Genomic DNA, 16,812 nt, shown 5'->3' with positions numbered 1-16,812 from the left:
AAGATGGTTAATTGAGTGTTTACTTATTTGATAGTGATATATTCCATTTCTTACACGTTAAATAGGATTATTCTCCAATTAAGCCTTTCGTTATATACTTATTGATATAACCCTTTGAAATGTGAACAAAAGCACATTCAGATACGCTAACCCCACACTCTTTTGATCCGGCGACAGCATTTACCCCAATCGGGGTATGCACCTCTAACACATCCTGAAATATCTTACCGATCATAATAATGACTTAGTGGTAGTGCGGTTTATTTAGTCGTTCACCTTCCGGTGTGAGCGTCGTGATGGAAGGGCGATGTCATGGTTGATCTATCCCGTCGAGGAATACTGACAGGCAGTTGGCGCAAAGCCAACAGCGGGCTCCGTCCGCCCTGGTCTGGGGACGAATCACACTTCCTGACGCACTGCATCCGTTGCGACGCCTGCATTCAGGCATGTGAAACCGACATTTTACAGCGGGGGCAGGGCGGCTATCCGGGCGTTAATTTTAAGCAGGGTGAATGCAGCTTTTGTTATGCCTGCGCGCAAGCCTGTCCTGAATCACTCTTCCTTCCGTGCCACACCAGGGCCTGGGATCTGAACTTTACGATTGGGCAGAATTGTCTGGCGTATCAGTCCGTTGAGTGTCATCGCTGCCAGGATAGCTGCGAACCACTGGCGATAACGTTTCGCCCCACGCTGTCAGGCATTTATCAGCCGCAACTCGACAATCAGGCATGCAGCGGATGCGGGGCGTGTGTCGCCATTTGCCCGACATCAGCGATCAATGCGGAGTACAACCATGCAGCACAGTAACTGGCAGGTCTGTAGCCTGGTCGTCCAGGCCAAAAGTCAGCACATCACCGACATCAGCACGCAATTGCACCAGTTTCCGGGCTGTGAAGTCGCGCTGAGCGATGTCGACAGCGGTCAGTTGATCGTGGTGGTGGAAGCAGAACACAGCGGAACGCTGATGCAAACAATTGAGTCGGTACGCAACGTTGCGGGCGTGCTGGCGGTGTCGCTGGTTTATCACCAGCAGGATGAGCAAGGTGAGGAAACACCATGAAACTCAGTCGTCGTAGCTTTATGAAAGCTAACGCCGTTGCGGCCGCTGCGGCTGCTGCCGGGCTAAGCGTGCCGGGCGTCGCCCGCGCAGTGGTTGGTCAGCAGGAAGCCATCAAATGGGACAAAGCCCCGTGCCGTTTTTGCGGAACGGGTTGCGGCGTGCTGGTCGGTACTCAGCAGGGCCGTATTGTGGCCTGTCAGGGCGATCCTGATGCGCCGGTCAACCGTGGCCTTAACTGCATTAAGGGCTACTTCCTGCCCAAGATTATGTATGGCAAAGACCGTTTAACGCAGCCGATGCTGCGCATGAAAGACGGCCAGTACAACAAAGAAGGCGAATTTACCCCAATCAGTTGGGATCAGGCCTTCGATGTGATGGAAGAGAAATTTAAGGCCTCCCTGAAAGAAAAAGGGCCGGAAGCGATTGGTATGTTTGGTTCCGGGCAGTGGACGGTCTGGGAAGGTTATGCCGCCGCGAAGCTGTTCAAAGCCGGTTTCCGTTCCAACAATATCGACCCGAACGCGCGCCACTGCATGGCGTCGGCGGTGGTGGGCTTCATGCGTACTTTTGGTATGGATGAGCCGATGGGGTGCTACGACGATATCGAACAAGCCGACGCCTTTGTGCTATGGGGCTCTAACATGGCGGAGATGCACCCGATCCTGTGGTCGCGCATCACCAACCGCCGTCTGTCCGATCCGAACGTTAATGTCGCGGTTCTCTCAACCTTCCAGCATCGTAGCTTTGAGCTGGCGGATAACGGCATCGTCTTTACGCCGCAAAGCGATCTGGTGATCCTCAACTATATCGCCAATTACATCATTCAAAACAATGCGATAAATCAGGATTTCTTCAGCAAATACGTCAACCTGCGTAAAGGGACGACCGACATTGGTTATGGTCTGCGTCCAACGCATCCGCTGGAAAAAGCGGCGAAGAATCCGGGCTCCGACGCCTCTGAGCCGATGAGCTTCGACGAGTACAAAGCGTTTGTCGCGGAGTACACGCTGGAGAAAACCGCAGAAATGACCGGCGTGCCGAAAGATCAGCTGGAGCAACTGGCGCAGCTGTATGCCGATCCGAAGAAAAAAGTGATCTCCTACTGGACGATGGGCTTTAACCAGCATACGCGTGGCGTATGGGCCAACAACCTGGTGTATAACCTGCACCTGTTGACCGGCAAGATCTCCCAGCCAGGCTGTGGTCCGTTCTCCCTGACCGGTCAGCCTTCCGCCTGCGGTACGGCGCGTGAAGTTGGGACATTCTCCCATCGTCTGCCTGCGGACATGGTGGTCACTAATGAAAAACACCGTGATATCTGCGAAAAACACTGGCAGATCCCAACGGGCACCATCCCGGCGAAAATCGGTCTGCACGCCGTAGCGCAGGATCGTGCGCTGAAAGACGGCAAGCTGAACGTCTACTGGGTGATGTGCAACAACAACATGCAGGCCGGGCCGAACATCAACGAAGAGCGTATGCCGGGCTGGCGCGATCCGCGTAACTTCGTCATCGTCTCCGATCCGTACCCGACCGTCAGCGCGCTGGCCGCTGACCTGATTCTGCCAACGGCGATGTGGGTGGAGAAAGAAGGGGCCTACGGTAACGCTGAGCGTCGTACCCAGTTCTGGCGTCAACAAATTAAAGCGCCGGGTGAAGCGAAATCAGACCTGTGGCAGCTGGTGCAGTTCGCTCGTCGTTTCAAAACGGAAGAGGTCTGGCCGGAAGATCTGCTGGCGCAAAAACCAGAACTGCGCGGCAAAACCCTCTACGACGTTCTGTTTGCCACGCCTGCGGTCAGCAAATTCCCGCTGACCGATCTGGCGGAAGACCAGTTGAACGATGAATCCCGTGAGCTGGGTTTCTACCTGCAAAAAGGGCTGTTTGAAGAGTACGCCTGGTTTGGTCGCGGACACGGCCACGATCTCGCGCCGTTCGATGATTATCACAAAGCGCGCGGTCTGCGCTGGCCGGTGGTTGACGGTAAAGAGACCCAGTGGCGTTACAGCGAAGGCCATGACCCGTATGTCAAAGCGGGAGAAGGCTACAAGTTTTACGGTAAGCCGGACGGCAAAGCGGTGATTTTCGCCCTGCCGTTTGAACCCGCCGCGGAAGCGCCGGATAAAGAGTATGACCTGTGGCTCTCTACCGGTCGCGTACTGGAGCACTGGCACACCGGCAGCATGACGCGCCGCGTGCCTGAGCTGCATCGCGCCTTCCCGGAAGCGGTGCTCTTTATTCATCCGCTGGACGCGAAAACGCGCGACCTGCGCCGTGGTGATAAGGTCAAAGTCATCTCCCGCCGTGGGGAAGTGATTTCGGTTGTTGAAACGCGCGGGCGTAACCGTCCGCCGCAGGGACTGGTGTACATGCCGTTCTTCGACGCCGCACAGCTGGTGAACAACCTGACGCTGGATGCGACGGACCCGCTCTCTAAAGAGACGGATTTCAAGAAGTGCGCCGTCAAACTGGCGAAGGTGTAACACACCATGTCCCGGTCAGCGAAACCCCAAAATGGCCGCCGCCGCTTTTTGCGCGATATGGTTCGCACGGCAGGCGGGCTGGCTGCCGTTGGCGTAGCGCTGGGGTTACAGCAGCAAACCGCTCGCGCAACGGGCGTGCGGTTGCGCCCGCCGGGGGCATTGGGTGAAGACGCGTTCGCCAGCGCTTGCGTGCGCTGCGGGCAGTGCGTTCAGGCATGTCCGTATGACACCCTGAAGCTGGCGACGCTGGCTTCGGGTTTATCTGCCGGTACGCCTTACTTTGTCGCCCGCGATATTCCCTGCGAAATGTGTGAAGACATTCCATGCGCCAAAGTTTGCCCCAGTGGGGCGTTGGATCGAGAGATCGAATCTATTGACGATGCGCGCATGGGGCTGGCGGTACTGCTGGATCAGGAGAACTGCCTTAACTTTCAGGGACTGCGCTGCGACGTTTGTTATCGCGAGTGCCCAAAAATCGATGAGGCGATCACGCTGGAGCTGGATCGCAATATGCGCACCGGCAAACATGCGCGCTTTCTTCCCACCGTTCACAGCGACGCCTGCACCGGCTGCGGTAAGTGCGAAAAAGTCTGTGTGCTGGAACAACCGGCGATAAAAGTGTTGCCGCTGTCGCTGGCGAAAGGGGAGTTGGGGCACCACTACCGCTTCGGCTGGCTGGAGGGGAAAGATGGCAAATCGTAAACGCGATGCCGGGCGCGAAGCGCGAGCGAAAAAAGGCTGGTGGCGCAGCCATCGCTGGCTGGTTTTGCGGCGGATAAGTCAGTTTCTGGTGCTGGGAATGTTTCTCAGTGGCCCGTGGGCGGGCGTCTGGATTCTGCACGGTAACTACAGCAGTAGCTTGTTGCTGGATACCATTCCTTTAACCGACCCGCTGATAACGTTGCAAAGCCTTGCCAGCGGGCATTTACCTGCCGCCGTTGCGCTGACCGGCGCCGCCATTATTACGGTGCTGTATGCCCTGGCAGGAAAGCGATTATTTTGCAGTTGGGTCTGTCCGCTGAACCCAATTACCGATTTTGCGAACTGGCTACGCAGAAGGTTTGACCTGAATCAGTCCGCAACGATTCCGCGTCATATACGGTACGTCCTTCTGGTTGTCGTGCTGGTGGGATCGGCGCTAACCGGAACGCTACTGTGGGAATGGATAAACCCGGTTTCCCTGCTGGGGCGTAGCCTGGTGATGGGATTCGGTAGCGGCGCACTGCTGATTATCGCTCTGTTTTTATTTGATTTACTGGTCGTTGAACACGGCTGGTGCGGACATATCTGCCCTTTGGGCGCGTTGTATGGCGTGCTGGGAAGTAAAGGCGCGCTAACGGTGGCGGCGAAAGATCGCGAGAAATGTAACCGCTGTATGGATTGTTTTCATGTTTGCCCGGAACCGCACGTCCTGCGTGCGCCGGTGCTGGATGAGCAAAGCCCGGTGCAGGTCACCAGCCGCGATTGCATGACGTGCGGTCGCTGCGTGGATGTCTGTTCTGAGGACGTATTTACAATAACAACACGATGGAGTTCGGGAGCGAAATCATGAAAAGCCATGACCTGAAGAAAGCGCTGTGTCAATGGACGGCCCTGCTTGCCCTGGCGGTGAGTGGTGCGGTTTGGGCAGCAAACGGAGTGGATCTGAGCCAGTCGCCGGAAGTTTCGGGGACGCAGGAAGGGGCGATTCGCATGCCGAAAGAGCAGGAACGTATGCCGCTGAACTATGTTAATCAGCCGCCGATGATCCCGCATAGCGTTGAAGGTTATCAGGTAACGACCAATACCAACCGCTGCCTGCAATGTCATGGTGTGGAAAGCTACCGTACGACCGGCGCGCCGCGTATTAGCCCAACGCACTTTATGGACAGCGACGGCAAAGTCTTAGGCGAAGTCGCGCCGCGTCGTTACTTCTGTTTGCAGTGCCATGTGCCGCAGGCGGATGCCGCGCCGATCGTGGGTAATACCTTTACCCCGTCGAAAGGTTACGGGAAATAAGAGGTCATTATGGAAAATTCTAACCGTAAACCTGGCGTGATTAAGCGGGTCTGGCAATGGTGGCGTCGCCCCAGCCGCCTGGCGATCGGCACGTTGCTGTTAATCGGTTTTGTTGGCGGCATTATTTTCTGGGGAGGTTTCAACACCGGGATGGAAAAGGCCAACACCGAAGAGTTCTGTATCAGCTGCCACGAAATGCGCAACACCGTCTATCAGGAATACATGGAAACCGTGCACTACAACAACCGCAGCGGTGTTCGCGCCACCTGTCCTGACTGTCACGTTCCGCACGAGTGGGGCCCGAAAATGATCCGTAAGATCAAGGCCAGTAAAGAGCTGTACGGGAAGGTGTTCGGCATTATCGATACTCCGCAGAAGTTTGAAGATCACCGCCTGACAATGGCGCAGAGCGAGTGGCGACGGATGAAAGACACCAATTCGCGGGAGTGCCGTAACTGCCACAACTTCGAATTTATGGATCTCACCGCTCAGAAAGGCGTTGCCGCCAAAATGCACGACCAGGCAGTGAAAGAGGGGCAAACCTGTATCGACTGCCACAAAGGGATTGCGCATAAACTCCCGGATATGCGCGAAGTGAAACCGGGCTTTTAATAATGAGTGGGTATGCTTGAAGCCAGAGAACTGCTCTGCGAGCGGGATGACAGAATACTGTTCAGTGGGCTGTCGTTTCGCGTGAACGCAGGGGAATGGGTACAAATTACCGGGGGCAACGGCGCGGGGAAAACCACCCTTTTGCGGTTGCTCACCGGGCTGGCGCGCCCCGACGCAGGGGAAGTGTGCTGGCGAGAGCAGGCGTTGCACCGCGTGCGCGACAGCTACCATCAAAATCTGTTGTGGATTGGACATCAGCCGGGGATTAAAACCCGGCTTTCGGCGTTGGAGAACCTGCGCTTTTTCCACCATGACGGCGATACGGCGCAGTGTCTGGCCGCGCTGGCGCAGGCGGGGCTGGCCGGATACGAAGACATCCCCGTCAACCAGCTTTCCGCTGGACAGCAACGGCGCGTGGCGCTGGCGCGTCTGTGGCTGACCCGCGCGACGCTCTGGATCCTCGACGAGCCGTTTACCGCTATTGATGTCAATGGCGTTGAGCGTCTGACGCAGCGCATGGCTGAACATACACAGCAGGGCGGGATCGTCATCCTCACCACGCACCAGCCGCTGAATGTCGCGACTGACAAAATACGGCGCATCGCGCTGACCGGCGAGAGGGCAGCGCAATGATGTGGCAAATCTTTCGTCTTGAGCTGCGCGTGGCGTTTCGTCATAGCGCGGAAATCGCTAACCCGCTGTGGTTCTTTCTGATTGTTATCACGCTTTTCCCGCTGAGCATTGGCCCGGAGCCGCAGCTGCTGGCGCGTATTGTTCCCGGCATTATCTGGGTGGCGGCGTTGCTCTCTTCGCTGCTGGCGCTGGAACGTCTGTTTCGCGATGACTTACAGGACGGCAGCCTGGAGCAACTGATGCTCCTGCCGCTGCCGTTACCGGCGGTGGTGCTGGCGAAAGTGATGGCGCACTGGGTGGTGACCGGTCTGCCGTTGCTGATCCTCTCTCCGCTGGTGGCGTTATTGCTGGGAATGGATATGTACGGCTGGCAAATCATGGCGCTGACTCTGCTGCTTGGCACGCCGACCCTGAGTTTTCTTGGCGCGCCGGGCGTGGGGTTAACGGTGGGCCTGAAACGCGGCGGCGTATTGCTGAGCGTGCTGGTGCTGCCGCTGACCATTCCGTTACTGATTTTCGCCACTGCGGCGATGGATGCGGCCTCCATGCATTTGCCCGTTGAGGGATACATGGCGATTTTGGGCGCGTTGCTGGCGGGCAGCGCAACGTTAAGCCCTTTTGCTACGGCGGCAGCGTTACGTATCAGCATGCAGTAGCGCGGTCTTTGACTGGCGACAAACTGTAGGATGCCGGATGACGTTACGCTTACCAGGAAAGTCTGTAGGTCTGATAAGGCGTCTTTGCCATCATCCGGCATAACTGAAGTTTCATTCGTTTTGATTGAATCTGGTGACTGAACTATGTGGAAAACACTTCATCAACTGGCGATTCCCCCACGGCTTTATCAGATCTGTGGCTGGTTCATCCCGTGGCTGGCGATAGCCAGCGTGGTGGTGCTGGCGGTGGGCTGGGTCTGGGGGTTTGGCTTCGCGCCTGCGGATTATCAGCAGGGGCAAAGCTACCGCATCATCTACCTGCATGTCCCGGCGGCGATCTGGTCGATGGGGATTTACGCCTCGATGGCGGTCGCCGCATTCATCGGTCTGGTCTGGCAAATGAAAATGGCTAACCTGGCGGTGGCGGCGATGGCGCCTGTTGGCGCGGTGTTTACCTTTATCGCACTGGTTACCGGTTCCGCCTGGGGCAAACCGATGTGGGGAACCTGGTGGGTATGGGACGCGCGATTGACCTCTGAACTGGTACTGCTGTTCCTGTACGTCGGGGCGATAGCGTTGTGGCACGCCTTTGACGATCGCCGCCTGGCGGGGCGCGCGGCGGGCATTCTGGTGCTGATTGGCGTCGTTAATTTGCCGATCATCCACTACTCGGTGGAGTGGTGGAATACGCTACATCAGGGATCAACTCGTATGCAGCAGAGCATTGACCCGGCGATGCGCGCGCCGCTGCGCCTGGCGATTATCGGTTATCTGCTGCTGTTTATCACGCTGGCGCTGATGCGGATGCGTAACCTGATTTTGTTAATGGAAAAACGTCGCCCGTGGGTGAGTGAACTGATTTTAAAAAGAGGCCGCCAATGACCAGCGCATTTGCATCCTGGAGTGATTTCTTTGCTATGGGCGGTTACGCCTTTTATGTCTGGCTGGCGGTTGTGATGACCGTGATCCCGCTGGCGGCGCTGGTGGTGCATACCGCCATGCAGCACCGCGTGATTTTGCGCGGTGTGGCGCAGCAGCGAGCGCGTGAAGCGCGGATGCGCGCGGCGCAGGCGCAGCGGGAGGCGGCATGAATATCCGTCGTAAAAATCGTTTGTGGATAGCCTGCGCGGTGCTGGCCGGTTTGGCTCTGACTATCACGCTGGTACTTTATGCGCTGCGTTCCAATATCGACCTGTTCTATACGCCAGGCGAAATTCTCTACGGTAAACGCGAAACGCACCAACTGCCTGAAGTGGGGCAACGCCTGCGCGTCGGCGGCATGGTCATGCCCGGAAGCGTGAAGCGCGACCCGGATTCGCTGAAAGTGAATTTCAGCATTTACGACGCCGAAGGCGTGGTGGATGTGACGTACGAAGGCATTCTGCCGGACCTGTTCCGCGAAGGGCAGGGCGTGGTAGTGCAGGGGGAACTGGGCGAGAAAAACCATGTGCAGGCGAAAGAGGTGCTCGCCAAACATGATGAAAACTATACCCCGCCGGAAGTTGAAAAAGCGATGCAGGAAAACCATCGTCGCCCGGAAAGCGTTTATAAGGATAAAGCATCATGATGCCTGAAATTGGCAACGCGCTGCTGTGTCTCGCACTCGGCGTGGCGCTGTTGCTGTCCGTTTATCCGCTGTGGGGCGTGGGGCGCGGCGATGTGCGCATGATGGCCTCGGCGAGGCCATTCTCCTGGCTGCTGTTTATCCTGGTGATGGGCGCGTTTCTGGTGCTGATCAATGCCTTCGTGGTGAATGATTTTACCGTTAACTATGTCGCCAGCAACTCCAACACGCAACTGCCGGTCTGGTATCGCGTCGCCGCGACCTGGGGAGCGCACGAAGGGTCGCTTCTGCTATGGGTATTGCTGATGAGCGGCTGGACGTTTGCTGTGGCCGTGTTCAGTCAGCGGATGCCGCTGGATATCGTCGCCCGCGTACTGGCGGTGATGGGGATGGTCAGCGTCGGTTTTCTGCTGTTTATTCTGTTCACCTCCAACCCGTTTTCCCGTACGTTGCCCAACTTTCCGATTGAAGGGCGCGACCTGAACCCGCTGTTGCAGGACCCGGGACTGATCTTCCACCCGCCGCTGCTCTATATGGGCTATGTCGGTTTCTCGGTGGCGTTCGCGTTCGCGATCGCCGCGCTGATGAGTGGGCGTCTGGACAGCACCTTTGCCCGCTTTTCCCGTCCCTGGACGCTGGCCGCATGGGTATTCTTAACGCTGGGTATCGTGCTTGGCTCTGCCTGGGCCTATTACGAGCTGGGCTGGGGCGGCTGGTGGTTCTGGGACCCGGTGGAAAACGCCTCATTTATGCCGTGGCTGGTGGGCACCGCGTTGATGCACTCCCTGGCGGTGACTGAACAGCGCGCCAGCTTCAAAGCCTGGACGCTTCTGCTTTCAATATGCGCCTTCTCACTCTGCCTGCTCGGTACTTTCCTGGTGCGTTCTGGCGTGCTGGTGTCGGTGCATGCTTTTGCCTCCGATCCATCGCGCGGGATGTTTATTCTCGCCTTTATGGTACTGGTGATCGGCGGTTCGCTGCTGCTGTTCGCGACGCGCGGACACAAGGTTCGCTCGCGGGTGAATAACGCGCTCTGGTCGCGTGAATCACTGCTGTTAGCCAATAACGTCCTGCTTATCGCCGCCATGCTGGTGGTGTTGCTGGGAACATTGCTGCCGCTGGTGCATAAACAGCTCGGTCTGGGCAGTATTTCAATCGGCGAACCGTTCTTTAATACCATGTTCACCTGGCTGATGGCGCCGTTCGCGCTGCTGCTGGGCATCGGGCCGCTGGTTCGCTGGGGACGTGACAGACCGCGCAAGTTGCAGCGGTTGTTGGTTATCGCGCTGGTGAGCACGTTAGTGCTGTCGATGCTGCTGCCGTGGCTGTTTGAAGACAAGATTGTCGCCATGACGGTGATCGGGCTGGCGATGGCGTGCTGGGTATTTGTGCTGGCGGTAGCGGAAATCGCGCAGCGCGTTTCGCGCGGTACGAAAATGACGCTCAGCTACTGGGGAATGGTCGCCGGGCACGTTGGGCTGGCGGTGACGATTGTCGGCATCGCGTTTAGCCAAAACTACAGCGTGGAACGTGATGTCCGCATGAAAGCGGGCGACAGCGTCAGCATCCACGACTATCAATTCACCTTCCGTGAAGTGAAGGAGATTACCGGCCCGAACTATCGCGGCGGGGTGGCGATTATCGGCGTGACGCGGGAAGGTAAAGCAGAAGCGACGCTGCATGCGGAAAAACGTTTTTATAACAGCACCAGCTCAATGATGACGGAAGCGGCGATCGATGGCGGGATCACCCGCGATCTGTATGCCGCTCTCGGCGAAGAGCTGGACAATGGCGCATGGGCGGTGCGCCTGTATTACAAACCGTTTATCCGCTGGATCTGGGCGGGAGGGCTGTTGATGGCGCTTGGCGGGTTGTTCTGCCTGTTTGATCCGCGCTATCGCCAGCGTTCATGCCCGCAAAAAACCGCGCCGGAGGCTGTATGAAGCGCAACGTACTGTTAATACCTTTCGTCATTTTTCTGGTTATTGCGGCGGCGTTGCTGTGGCAGCTGGCGCGTAATGCGGAAGGGGACGATCCGACGAATCTGGAATCGGCGCTGATTGGCAAACCGGTGCCGACCTTCCGTCTCGAATCGCTGGAAAATCCTGGTCAGCATTATCAGGCAGACGTGCTAACGCAGGGGAAACCGGTGCTGCTCAACGTGTGGGCGACCTGGTGCCCGACCTGCCGCGCTGAACATCAGTATCTGAATCAGCTGTCTGCGCAGGGAATTCGCGTGGTTGGCCTGAATTATAAAGACGATCGCCAGAAAGCGATTACCTGGCTGAAAGAGTTAGGGAATCCTTATGCGCTAAGCCTGTTTGATGGCGACGGTATGCTTGGGCTGGATCTGGGCGTTTACGGCGCGCCGGAAACCTTCCTGATCGACGGTAAAGGGATCATTCGTTATCGCCATGCAGGCGATCTGAACGCCAGGGTATGGGAAAGTGAAATAAAACCGCTCTGGGAGCAGTACAGCAAGGAGGCCGCGCAATGAGATTCTTACTGGGCGTGCTGATGCTGGTGATCTCCGGCTCGTCGCTGGCTGCCATTGATGTTATGCAGTTCAAAGATGAAGCGCAGGAGCAGCAGTTCCGCCAGCTCACCGAGCAACTGCGCTGCCCGAAATGCCAGAACAACAGCATCGCGGACTCTAACTCGATGATTGCCACCGACCTGCGTCAGAAGGTTTATGAACTGATGCAGGAAGGTAAAAGCAAGCAGGAGATCGTTGATTACATGGTGGCGCGCTACGGTAACTTCGTCACCTACGATCCGCCGCTGACACCGCTTACCGTGCTGTTGTGGATCTTGCCGATCGCCGCTATTGGCGCTGGCGGCTGGATTATCTTCGCCCGTTCGCGGCGGCGCGTACGTGTAAAACAGGAAACCTTTTCTGACGAGGTGACGCCGAAGGGACGCCAGGCCGGATTATGGCTGTTTGCTCCCGGGGTTGTGATCGCGCTGATTGTCGGGGCGGTAAGTTACTACCAGACCGGTAACTATCAGCAGGTAAAAATCTGGCAACAGGCTACGGCGCAGACGCCAGCGCTGCTGGAGCGCGCGCTGGACCCTGACGCGCAGCCGCTGAATGAAGAAGAGATGACACGCCTGGCGCTTGGTTTACGTACCCGACTGCAAAGCGATGCTGGCAATGTGGAAGGCTGGATTATGCTTGGGCGTATCGGCATGGTGCTGGGGAACGCCAGCACGGCGACGGAAGCGTATGCCAATGCGTACAGACTGGACCCCAAAAATAGCGATGCCGCATTAGGGTATGCGGAAGCGCTGACCCGTTCTTCCGATCCTGATGATAATCGTCGGGGAGGGGAGCTGTTGCGCCAGCTGGTGAGAAGCGATCATGCCAACATTCGGACGTTGAGTATGTATGCGTTTAATGCCTTCGAGCAGCAGCGTTTCGGCGAGGCGGTTGCGGCCTGGGAGATGATGCTGAAATTGCTGCCCGCCAATGATTCCCGCCGGGCAGTGATTGAACGCAGTATTAAGCAGGCATTAGCGCAGCTTTCGCCGCAGGCGGAATAAATGAGTGTGGCAAGGCCGGATGGTACTTGCCACGCGACTTGTAGGCCCGATAAGCGTAGCGCCATCGGGCATATCTTGTTACTGCATTCCGCGTGTTTGTAAAAAGAGAATGGTCGCCGCGACGCGCGAGCGTACGTTCAGCTTTCGCAGTAAATTACGAATATGCACCTTAACCGTCTGCTCAGAAATATTCAGCACGGAGGCAATCTGTTTGTTCGACAGTCCCTGAGCCAGTTCGTGCAGCACGTCCAGTTCGCGTTCAGTGAGTACGCTAAAGGGATCTTCCTCTGCGCCAAACAGTTCCCGTTCGCGCAGGTATTCGCTGACGCGATCGCTGAATACCTTGCCGCCGTTGGCGCCAGCACGAATCGCTTCCAGCAGCACTTCCGGGTCGCTGTCTTTCAGTAGATAGCCGTCCGCTCCGGCATCAATCAGCGCGTACACGTCACTGGCAGAGTCGGAAACCGTCAGGATAATGATCTGTGCGGTGACGCCATCCCGACGCAGCGCATTCAGCGTATCAAGCCCGCTCAGGCCTTTCATATTCAGGTCAAGCAGGATCAGATCAAGATCGAGACGGCTTGCCAGATCGATAGCACTCGCCCCATCGCCAGCTTCGGCAACGACATTAAATGCGGTATCCAGTTCCAGTAATTGACGAATACCTCGTCGCATAAGTGGATGATCGTCCACAATAAGCACCTGAAAAGGCGTTGCTTCAGGCATACTATTCTCCTGAGTACATACTCGTATCATTATTGTTTTTAGCGCGAAAATCGTCCAGATTCATCGCGTTGATGAGAGAATAAATTTTACCCTATTTTGGGCATGGGTAAGTAGTAAAACCTTTTGATTATGCGGTGTTAGCACAGTACTGGAAGGGAACGGCAGGCATAAAAAAACCAACCGTAAGAGGTTGGTTTTTCTAAGGGATTTTGGTCGGCACGAGAGGATTTGAACCTCCGACCCCCGACACCCCATGACGGTGCGCTACCAGGCTGCGCTACGTGCCGACTTGTGGATGCCAATACTACCGCTTTCCACCACGAATGCAAGGGGATGTCTTGCTAACTGATTTATAATTAATCAGTTAGCAATGAATCGTTTCTCGTCGGTCAGTACCTGCAACAACAGGCTCAGCTGCGGCTTCTGGTCTTTGATCTTCTCGCCGTGTAGATCGTACGTCTGATAGGTGCCGTTATTGTTCAGTACCAGCGTCATTTCCGGCGTGGTAATCGCCAGCGTACTGCCGTCCGCCGCGGTCACCCAGTAATGGCGGCGCGTGGCATTGAACAGATCCTGTCCCTGCGAGTACTCATTGGCTGGCGTACTGACGTGCAGCAGTCGCTGCATCAGCGTCGTCATCAAATCCGTATGGTCGGTCAGAGTGTTGATTCGCTGCGCTGGCGTGCCCGGCCAGTGAATGATCAACGGCACTTGCAGATGGCCGCGAGACCAGGCGAAATGGCTCTCTTCCTGCGCTAACGGTACGCCGCGACCGCCCGTAATGATCACCACGGTGTTGTTGAGTTTCCCTGCGTCACGCAGTGCGCTGAGCACCCGGTTAATCTGGGCATCCACGTTCTCTGCGGCGCGGGCATACCGTTTCGCAAAGTCTTTCTGGTTGCTGTCGTCAACGTTTGTGCCGTTGAAGGAAACCCATGAGAACCAGCGGTTATCTTCCTGGGCGTAACGTCCTAACCAGTTAATCCACTGGCTCGCCGTCTGCTCGTCGGACTGCGTTTGCACGGTTGGCATGGAGAAGTCTGACAGCAGCGCCTGGCGGTAGAGCGGGCTGGTGAAGCCGTCAGAAGAGAATAGCCCTAACTGATAGCCTTGCTGGTTCAGCGCCGAGATCAGCGCGGCAGGCGTTCTGGTCGACAGAATACCGTCCATATAGCTGGGCGATACGCCATAGAACAGACCAAATATCCCATTGTCAGATGTGTTGCCTGAACTCATGTGGCGCGTGAACGACGTATTCTGTTCGGCGAATGCGGCCAACGCGGGCATCTGTTTTTCATAGCGGGAGTAGTTCAGCGCGTCGACCGTAATTAACAGTACGTTCTGGCCGGTACCCATGTCGCGATACTGCAAATCGCTCAGCGGATACTGAACGGAAACGGCTTCCGGGTTGCCTTGTTCCACCAGACGGCGCTGATACTCCTGCGCATCCAGCAGGCCGTGTTTTTCCAGAAAACGGCGCGCCGTCATCGGGTATGACAGCGGTAAATTCGCGCGCTGCATGGTGATCGGGCGATAGAAGTTGGCGTCTGCCCAGATATACACCACATGCGAAGCGATAAATGAGACGAAAAAGAACGCGGCAAGCGGTTTGGCGAAATGGCGACGTCGCGTCAGGCTGCGCAGCTTTTGCCAGCTCCAGGTCGCAAACAGCATTTCGATTAACAGGATGACCGGCACGCTAATAAACATCAGCTGCCAGTCGCGCGCCATCTCGTTCTGATCGGGGTTAATGACCAGTTCCCAGACAATGGGATTCAGGTGCAGGTGGAAGCGGGTAAAAACTTCGCTGTCGATCAGCAACAGCGTCATGCCCGCTGTCGCCAGGATGGCTGACAAAAAACGCATCAGCCGCTGAGACATGACAATAAATGTCAGAGGAAACAGGATCAGCAGGTAGGCGGCGAACACCAGAAAGCTGAAGTGCCCGACAATGCTCAGGTACGAGTAAATACGCCCTGCGAGCGTTGTCGGCCAGTCTGCGACAAACAGGTAACGGCTACCGAGCACCATGGCCAGCAGAATGTTGAACAGTGCAAACCAGTGCCCCCAGCTAACCATCTGGGAGACTTTTTCACGGTAGCGCTGACGATGAGTTACCATAAATAGCCGTTCGTTTCCCTTAATGCGCTTTGTCGTCGTTAATTGAAGACTGTAATGCGCGGGCAAAAGAGTTCGCAATCGCCTGGCGTTGAGCCGGTGCGATGCTGGTGTTGATAAGGTTGGTGACCATATTTCCCAGCACCATCAGGGAAAGGTCGGTCGGTGCCTTATGTTTTTCCAGTACGTTGAGCAGGTCACTCAGTAATTGTTCAACGTGTTCGTCACTATAGCGGGAGTGTTGTGGCATAAATCGCAATCAGTTTGTTCATGAAAGGGCAACATATTACCGTAGCAACAGTTTTTTTTCTGCTTTTTTATCTCCTGTTGCGTCACCGCCCGTCAGGTGATTGAATACCGCCCGGTCATAAAGGAGAGTTTATCATGAGTCTGGATATCAACCAGATTGCCCTGCACCAGCTTATCAAACGTGATGAGCAAAATCTTGAGCTGGTCTTGCGCGATTCATTACTGGAGCCGACAACCACCGTTGTCGATATGGTGGCTGAACTGCACCGGGTCTATAGCGCCAAGAACAAAGCGTACGGCCTGTTCAGCGAAGAGAGTGAACTGGCGCAAACGCTGCGGTTGCAGCGTCAGGGCGAGGAGGATTTTCTTGCCTTTAGCCGTGCGGCGACCGGCCGTTTACGCGACGAACTGGCAAAATACCCGTTTGCGGACGGCGGTATTGTCCTGTTCTGCCATTACCGTTATCTGGCGGTGGAGTATCTGCTGGTGGCGGTGCTGAACAACTTAAGCAGCATGCGCGTGAATGAGAACCTGGATATCAACCCGACGCACTATCTGGATATTAACCATGCGGATATTGTGGCGCGTATCGATTTGACCGAATGGGAAACGAACCCGGAATCCACCCGTTATCTGACCTTCCTGAAAGGCCGGGTAGGGCGCAAAGTGGCCGATTTCTTTATGGATTTCCTGGGCGCCAGCGAAGGGCTGAACGCGAAAGCGCAAAACCGGGGGCTGTTGCAGGCGGTGGACGATTTCACCGCAGAAGCGCAACTGGACAAAGCTGAACGTCAGAATGTCCGTCAGCAGGTGTACAGCTACTGCAATGAGCAATTGCAGTCTGGTGAAGAGATTGAGCTTGAATCGCTGTCGAAAGAGTTATCCGGCGTCAGCGAAGTCAGCTTCAGAGAATTTACCGCTGACAAAGGCTATGAGCTGGAAGAGAGTTTCCCGGCAGACCGCAGCACGCTGCGTCAGCTGACGAAATATGCCGGGAGCGGCGGTGGGTTAACCATCAACTTCGACGCCATGCTGTTAGGCGAGCGGATTTTCTGGGACCCGGCGACCGATACGCTGACGATCAAGGGCACGCCGCCAAACCTGCGCGATCAGCTCCAGCGTCGGACGTCCGGCGGTAATTAACGGTTTTGACGTTATGTGTTGTAACGC

The 16,812-nt window shown here is 56.3% G+C and carries 20 protein-coding genes and 1 tRNA gene; 16 read left to right on the top strand and 5 right to left on the bottom strand.

The features are described 5' to 3' along the window. Nucleotides 1-67: 67 nt before the first annotated feature. Complete coding sequence (gene yojO, locus OGV79_RS21730; protein WP_487490358.1) at nucleotides 68-235, bottom strand: protein YojO; 168 nt, start codon at nucleotides 233-235, stop codon at nucleotides 68-70. A 77-nt stretch (nucleotides 236-312) separates the two neighbouring features. On the opposite strand from yojO, the gene napF reads away from it, so the two are divergent. The 15 genes from napF to OGV79_RS18780 all read left to right on the top strand — a co-directional run bounded on the left by napF (nucleotide 313) and on the right by OGV79_RS18780 (nucleotide 12,549). Continuing rightward, nucleotides 313-807 (top strand): ferredoxin-type protein NapF, encoded by a 495-nt coding sequence (napF, locus tag OGV79_RS18850; protein ID WP_286468796.1) that lies wholly within the window; start codon nucleotides 313-315, stop codon nucleotides 805-807. Further along, complete coding sequence (gene napD / locus OGV79_RS18845; protein ID WP_012131547.1) at nucleotides 794-1,060, top strand: chaperone NapD; 267 nt, start codon at nucleotides 794-796, stop codon at nucleotides 1,058-1,060. Before napF ends, napD begins: the two co-directional genes overlap by 14 nt. Further along, nucleotides 1,057-3,543: a nitrate reductase catalytic subunit NapA gene (napA, locus tag OGV79_RS18840; RefSeq protein ID WP_012131548.1), complete on the top strand. Its 2,487-nt coding sequence runs from the start codon at nucleotides 1,057-1,059 to the stop codon at nucleotides 3,541-3,543. The genes napD and napA overlap by 4 nt, the downstream gene beginning before the upstream one ends. Before the next feature lie 6 nt (nucleotides 3,544-3,549). Further along, the gene (gene napG, locus OGV79_RS18835; RefSeq protein WP_058667724.1) at nucleotides 3,550-4,245 is read left to right on the top strand and encodes a ferredoxin-type protein NapG; all 696 of its coding nucleotides are present in this window, start codon (nucleotides 3,550-3,552) and stop codon (nucleotides 4,243-4,245) included. After that, complete coding sequence (gene napH / locus OGV79_RS18830; protein WP_047462425.1) at nucleotides 4,232-5,095, top strand: quinol dehydrogenase ferredoxin subunit NapH; 864 nt, start codon at nucleotides 4,232-4,234, stop codon at nucleotides 5,093-5,095. Before napG ends, napH begins: the two co-directional genes overlap by 14 nt. After that, nucleotides 5,092-5,541, top strand: coding sequence for a nitrate reductase cytochrome c-type subunit (gene napB, locus OGV79_RS18825; RefSeq protein WP_047462429.1), 450 nt, complete (start codon nucleotides 5,092-5,094; stop codon nucleotides 5,539-5,541). Before napH ends, napB begins: the two co-directional genes overlap by 4 nt. A gap of 9 nt (nucleotides 5,542-5,550) precedes the next feature. Further along, nucleotides 5,551-6,153 carry a cytochrome c-type protein NapC gene (gene napC, locus OGV79_RS18820; protein ID WP_012131552.1) on the top strand — a complete coding sequence of 201 codons (603 nt, stop codon included), beginning with the start codon at nucleotides 5,551-5,553 and terminating at the stop codon, nucleotides 6,151-6,153. Nucleotides 6,154-6,159: 6 nt separating this feature from the next. Continuing rightward, nucleotides 6,160-6,786, top strand: a complete 627-nt coding sequence (gene ccmA, locus OGV79_RS18815; protein ID WP_286468795.1) for a cytochrome c biogenesis heme-transporting ATPase CcmA — start codon at nucleotides 6,160-6,162, stop codon at nucleotides 6,784-6,786. Then, nucleotides 6,783-7,442, top strand: a complete 660-nt coding sequence (gene ccmB, locus OGV79_RS18810) for a heme exporter protein CcmB (RefSeq protein WP_012131555.1) — start codon at nucleotides 6,783-6,785, stop codon at nucleotides 7,440-7,442. Before ccmA ends, ccmB begins: the two co-directional genes overlap by 4 nt. Nucleotides 7,443-7,586: 144 nt before the next feature. Continuing rightward, nucleotides 7,587-8,324 carry a heme exporter protein CcmC gene (gene ccmC / locus OGV79_RS18805; RefSeq protein WP_104868428.1) on the top strand — a complete coding sequence of 246 codons (738 nt, stop codon included), beginning with the start codon at nucleotides 7,587-7,589 and terminating at the stop codon, nucleotides 8,322-8,324. Then, nucleotides 8,321-8,533: a heme exporter protein CcmD gene (ccmD, locus tag OGV79_RS18800; RefSeq protein WP_012131557.1), complete on the top strand. Its 213-nt coding sequence runs from the start codon at nucleotides 8,321-8,323 to the stop codon at nucleotides 8,531-8,533. Before ccmC ends, ccmD begins: the two co-directional genes overlap by 4 nt. Further along, on the top strand, nucleotides 8,530-9,009 hold the full coding sequence (gene ccmE, locus OGV79_RS18795; RefSeq protein ID WP_012131559.1) for a cytochrome c maturation protein CcmE: 480 nt from the start codon (nucleotides 8,530-8,532) through the stop codon (nucleotides 9,007-9,009). The genes ccmD and ccmE overlap by 4 nt, the downstream gene beginning before the upstream one ends. Further along, entirely contained in the window at nucleotides 9,006-10,949 is a 1,944-nt protein-coding gene (locus tag OGV79_RS18790) for a heme lyase CcmF/NrfE family subunit (RefSeq protein ID WP_200075617.1), read from the top strand. Before ccmE ends, OGV79_RS18790 begins: the two co-directional genes overlap by 4 nt. Next, the gene (dsbE, locus tag OGV79_RS18785) at nucleotides 10,946-11,503 is read left to right on the top strand and encodes a thiol:disulfide interchange protein DsbE (protein ID WP_012131561.1); all 558 of its coding nucleotides are present in this window, start codon (nucleotides 10,946-10,948) and stop codon (nucleotides 11,501-11,503) included. The genes OGV79_RS18790 and dsbE overlap by 4 nt, the downstream gene beginning before the upstream one ends. After that, nucleotides 11,500-12,549, top strand: coding sequence for a cytochrome c-type biogenesis protein CcmH (locus OGV79_RS18780; RefSeq protein ID WP_047462441.1), 1,050 nt, complete (start codon nucleotides 11,500-11,502; stop codon nucleotides 12,547-12,549). The genes dsbE and OGV79_RS18780 overlap by 4 nt, the downstream gene beginning before the upstream one ends. A gap of 78 nt (nucleotides 12,550-12,627) precedes the next feature. On the opposite strand, the gene narP is transcribed toward OGV79_RS18780, so the two are convergent. The 4 genes from narP to OGV79_RS18760 form a co-directional block, all read right to left on the bottom strand. Continuing rightward, nucleotides 12,628-13,275: a nitrate/nitrite response regulator protein NarP gene (narP, locus tag OGV79_RS18775; protein WP_012131563.1), complete on the bottom strand. Its 648-nt coding sequence runs from the start codon at nucleotides 13,273-13,275 to the stop codon at nucleotides 12,628-12,630. Between the two features lie 210 nt (nucleotides 13,276-13,485). Next, nucleotides 13,486-13,562, bottom strand: a tRNA-Pro gene (locus tag OGV79_RS18770). A 73-nt stretch (nucleotides 13,563-13,635) separates the two neighbouring features. Further along, nucleotides 13,636-15,396, bottom strand: coding sequence for an LPS biosynthesis-modulating metalloenzyme YejM (yejM, locus tag OGV79_RS18765; protein WP_012131564.1), 1,761 nt, complete (start codon nucleotides 15,394-15,396; stop codon nucleotides 13,636-13,638). Nucleotides 15,397-15,415: 19 nt separating this feature from the next. Then, nucleotides 15,416-15,643, bottom strand: coding sequence for a YejL family protein (locus tag OGV79_RS18760; protein WP_012131565.1), 228 nt, complete (start codon nucleotides 15,641-15,643; stop codon nucleotides 15,416-15,418). Nucleotides 15,644-15,777: 134 nt separating this feature from the next. Here OGV79_RS18760 and yejK point away from each other — a divergent pair, with 134 nt between their 5' ends. Beyond that, nucleotides 15,778-16,785: a nucleoid-associated protein YejK gene (gene yejK, locus OGV79_RS18755; protein WP_012131566.1), complete on the top strand. Its 1,008-nt coding sequence runs from the start codon at nucleotides 15,778-15,780 to the stop codon at nucleotides 16,783-16,785. Nucleotides 16,786-16,812 lie beyond the last annotated feature (27 nt).

It is taken from the genome of Citrobacter sp. CK185 (assembly GCF_030333565.1).
Classification (GTDB): domain Bacteria; phylum Pseudomonadota; class Gammaproteobacteria; order Enterobacterales; family Enterobacteriaceae; genus Citrobacter_B; species Citrobacter_B koseri.
The sequence above is the reverse complement of the archived record's forward strand: the minus strand, read 5'-3'. Positions and strand labels throughout refer to the sequence as shown.

Excerpts from the sequence above, each read along its gene's own strand:
- yojO (WP_487490358.1), bottom strand. The coding sequence starts at position 235 with ATGATCGGTAAGATATTTCAGGATGTGTTAGAGGTGCATACCCCGATT.
- napH (WP_047462425.1), top strand. The coding sequence starts at position 4,232 with ATGGCAAATCGTAAACGCGATGCCGGGCGCGAAGCGCGAGCGAAAAAA.
- narP (WP_012131563.1), bottom strand. The coding sequence starts at position 13,275 with ATGCCTGAAGCAACGCCTTTTCAGGTGCTTATTGTGGACGATCATCCA.
- napB (WP_047462429.1), top strand. The coding sequence starts at position 5,092 with ATGAAAAGCCATGACCTGAAGAAAGCGCTGTGTCAATGGACGGCCCTG.
- dsbE (WP_012131561.1), top strand. The coding sequence starts at position 10,946 with ATGAAGCGCAACGTACTGTTAATACCTTTCGTCATTTTTCTGGTTATT.
- napG (WP_058667724.1), top strand. The coding sequence starts at position 3,550 with ATGTCCCGGTCAGCGAAACCCCAAAATGGCCGCCGCCGCTTTTTGCGC.
- ccmC (WP_104868428.1), top strand. The coding sequence starts at position 7,587 with ATGTGGAAAACACTTCATCAACTGGCGATTCCCCCACGGCTTTATCAG.
- OGV79_RS18790 (WP_200075617.1), top strand. The coding sequence starts at position 9,006 with ATGATGCCTGAAATTGGCAACGCGCTGCTGTGTCTCGCACTCGGCGTG.
- napD (WP_012131547.1), top strand. The coding sequence starts at position 794 with ATGCAGCACAGTAACTGGCAGGTCTGTAGCCTGGTCGTCCAGGCCAAA.
- ccmE (WP_012131559.1), top strand. The coding sequence starts at position 8,530 with ATGAATATCCGTCGTAAAAATCGTTTGTGGATAGCCTGCGCGGTGCTG.
- yejK (WP_012131566.1), top strand. The coding sequence starts at position 15,778 with ATGAGTCTGGATATCAACCAGATTGCCCTGCACCAGCTTATCAAACGT.
- napF (WP_286468796.1), top strand. The coding sequence starts at position 313 with ATGGTTGATCTATCCCGTCGAGGAATACTGACAGGCAGTTGGCGCAAA.
- napC (WP_012131552.1), top strand. The coding sequence starts at position 5,551 with ATGGAAAATTCTAACCGTAAACCTGGCGTGATTAAGCGGGTCTGGCAA.
- ccmD (WP_012131557.1), top strand. The coding sequence starts at position 8,321 with ATGACCAGCGCATTTGCATCCTGGAGTGATTTCTTTGCTATGGGCGGT.
- napA (WP_012131548.1), top strand. The coding sequence starts at position 1,057 with ATGAAACTCAGTCGTCGTAGCTTTATGAAAGCTAACGCCGTTGCGGCC.
- OGV79_RS18760 (WP_012131565.1), bottom strand. The coding sequence starts at position 15,643 with ATGCCACAACACTCCCGCTATAGTGACGAACACGTTGAACAATTACTG.
- yejM (WP_012131564.1), bottom strand. The coding sequence starts at position 15,396 with ATGGTAACTCATCGTCAGCGCTACCGTGAAAAAGTCTCCCAGATGGTT.
- ccmB (WP_012131555.1), top strand. The coding sequence starts at position 6,783 with ATGATGTGGCAAATCTTTCGTCTTGAGCTGCGCGTGGCGTTTCGTCAT.
- OGV79_RS18780 (WP_047462441.1), top strand. The coding sequence starts at position 11,500 with ATGAGATTCTTACTGGGCGTGCTGATGCTGGTGATCTCCGGCTCGTCG.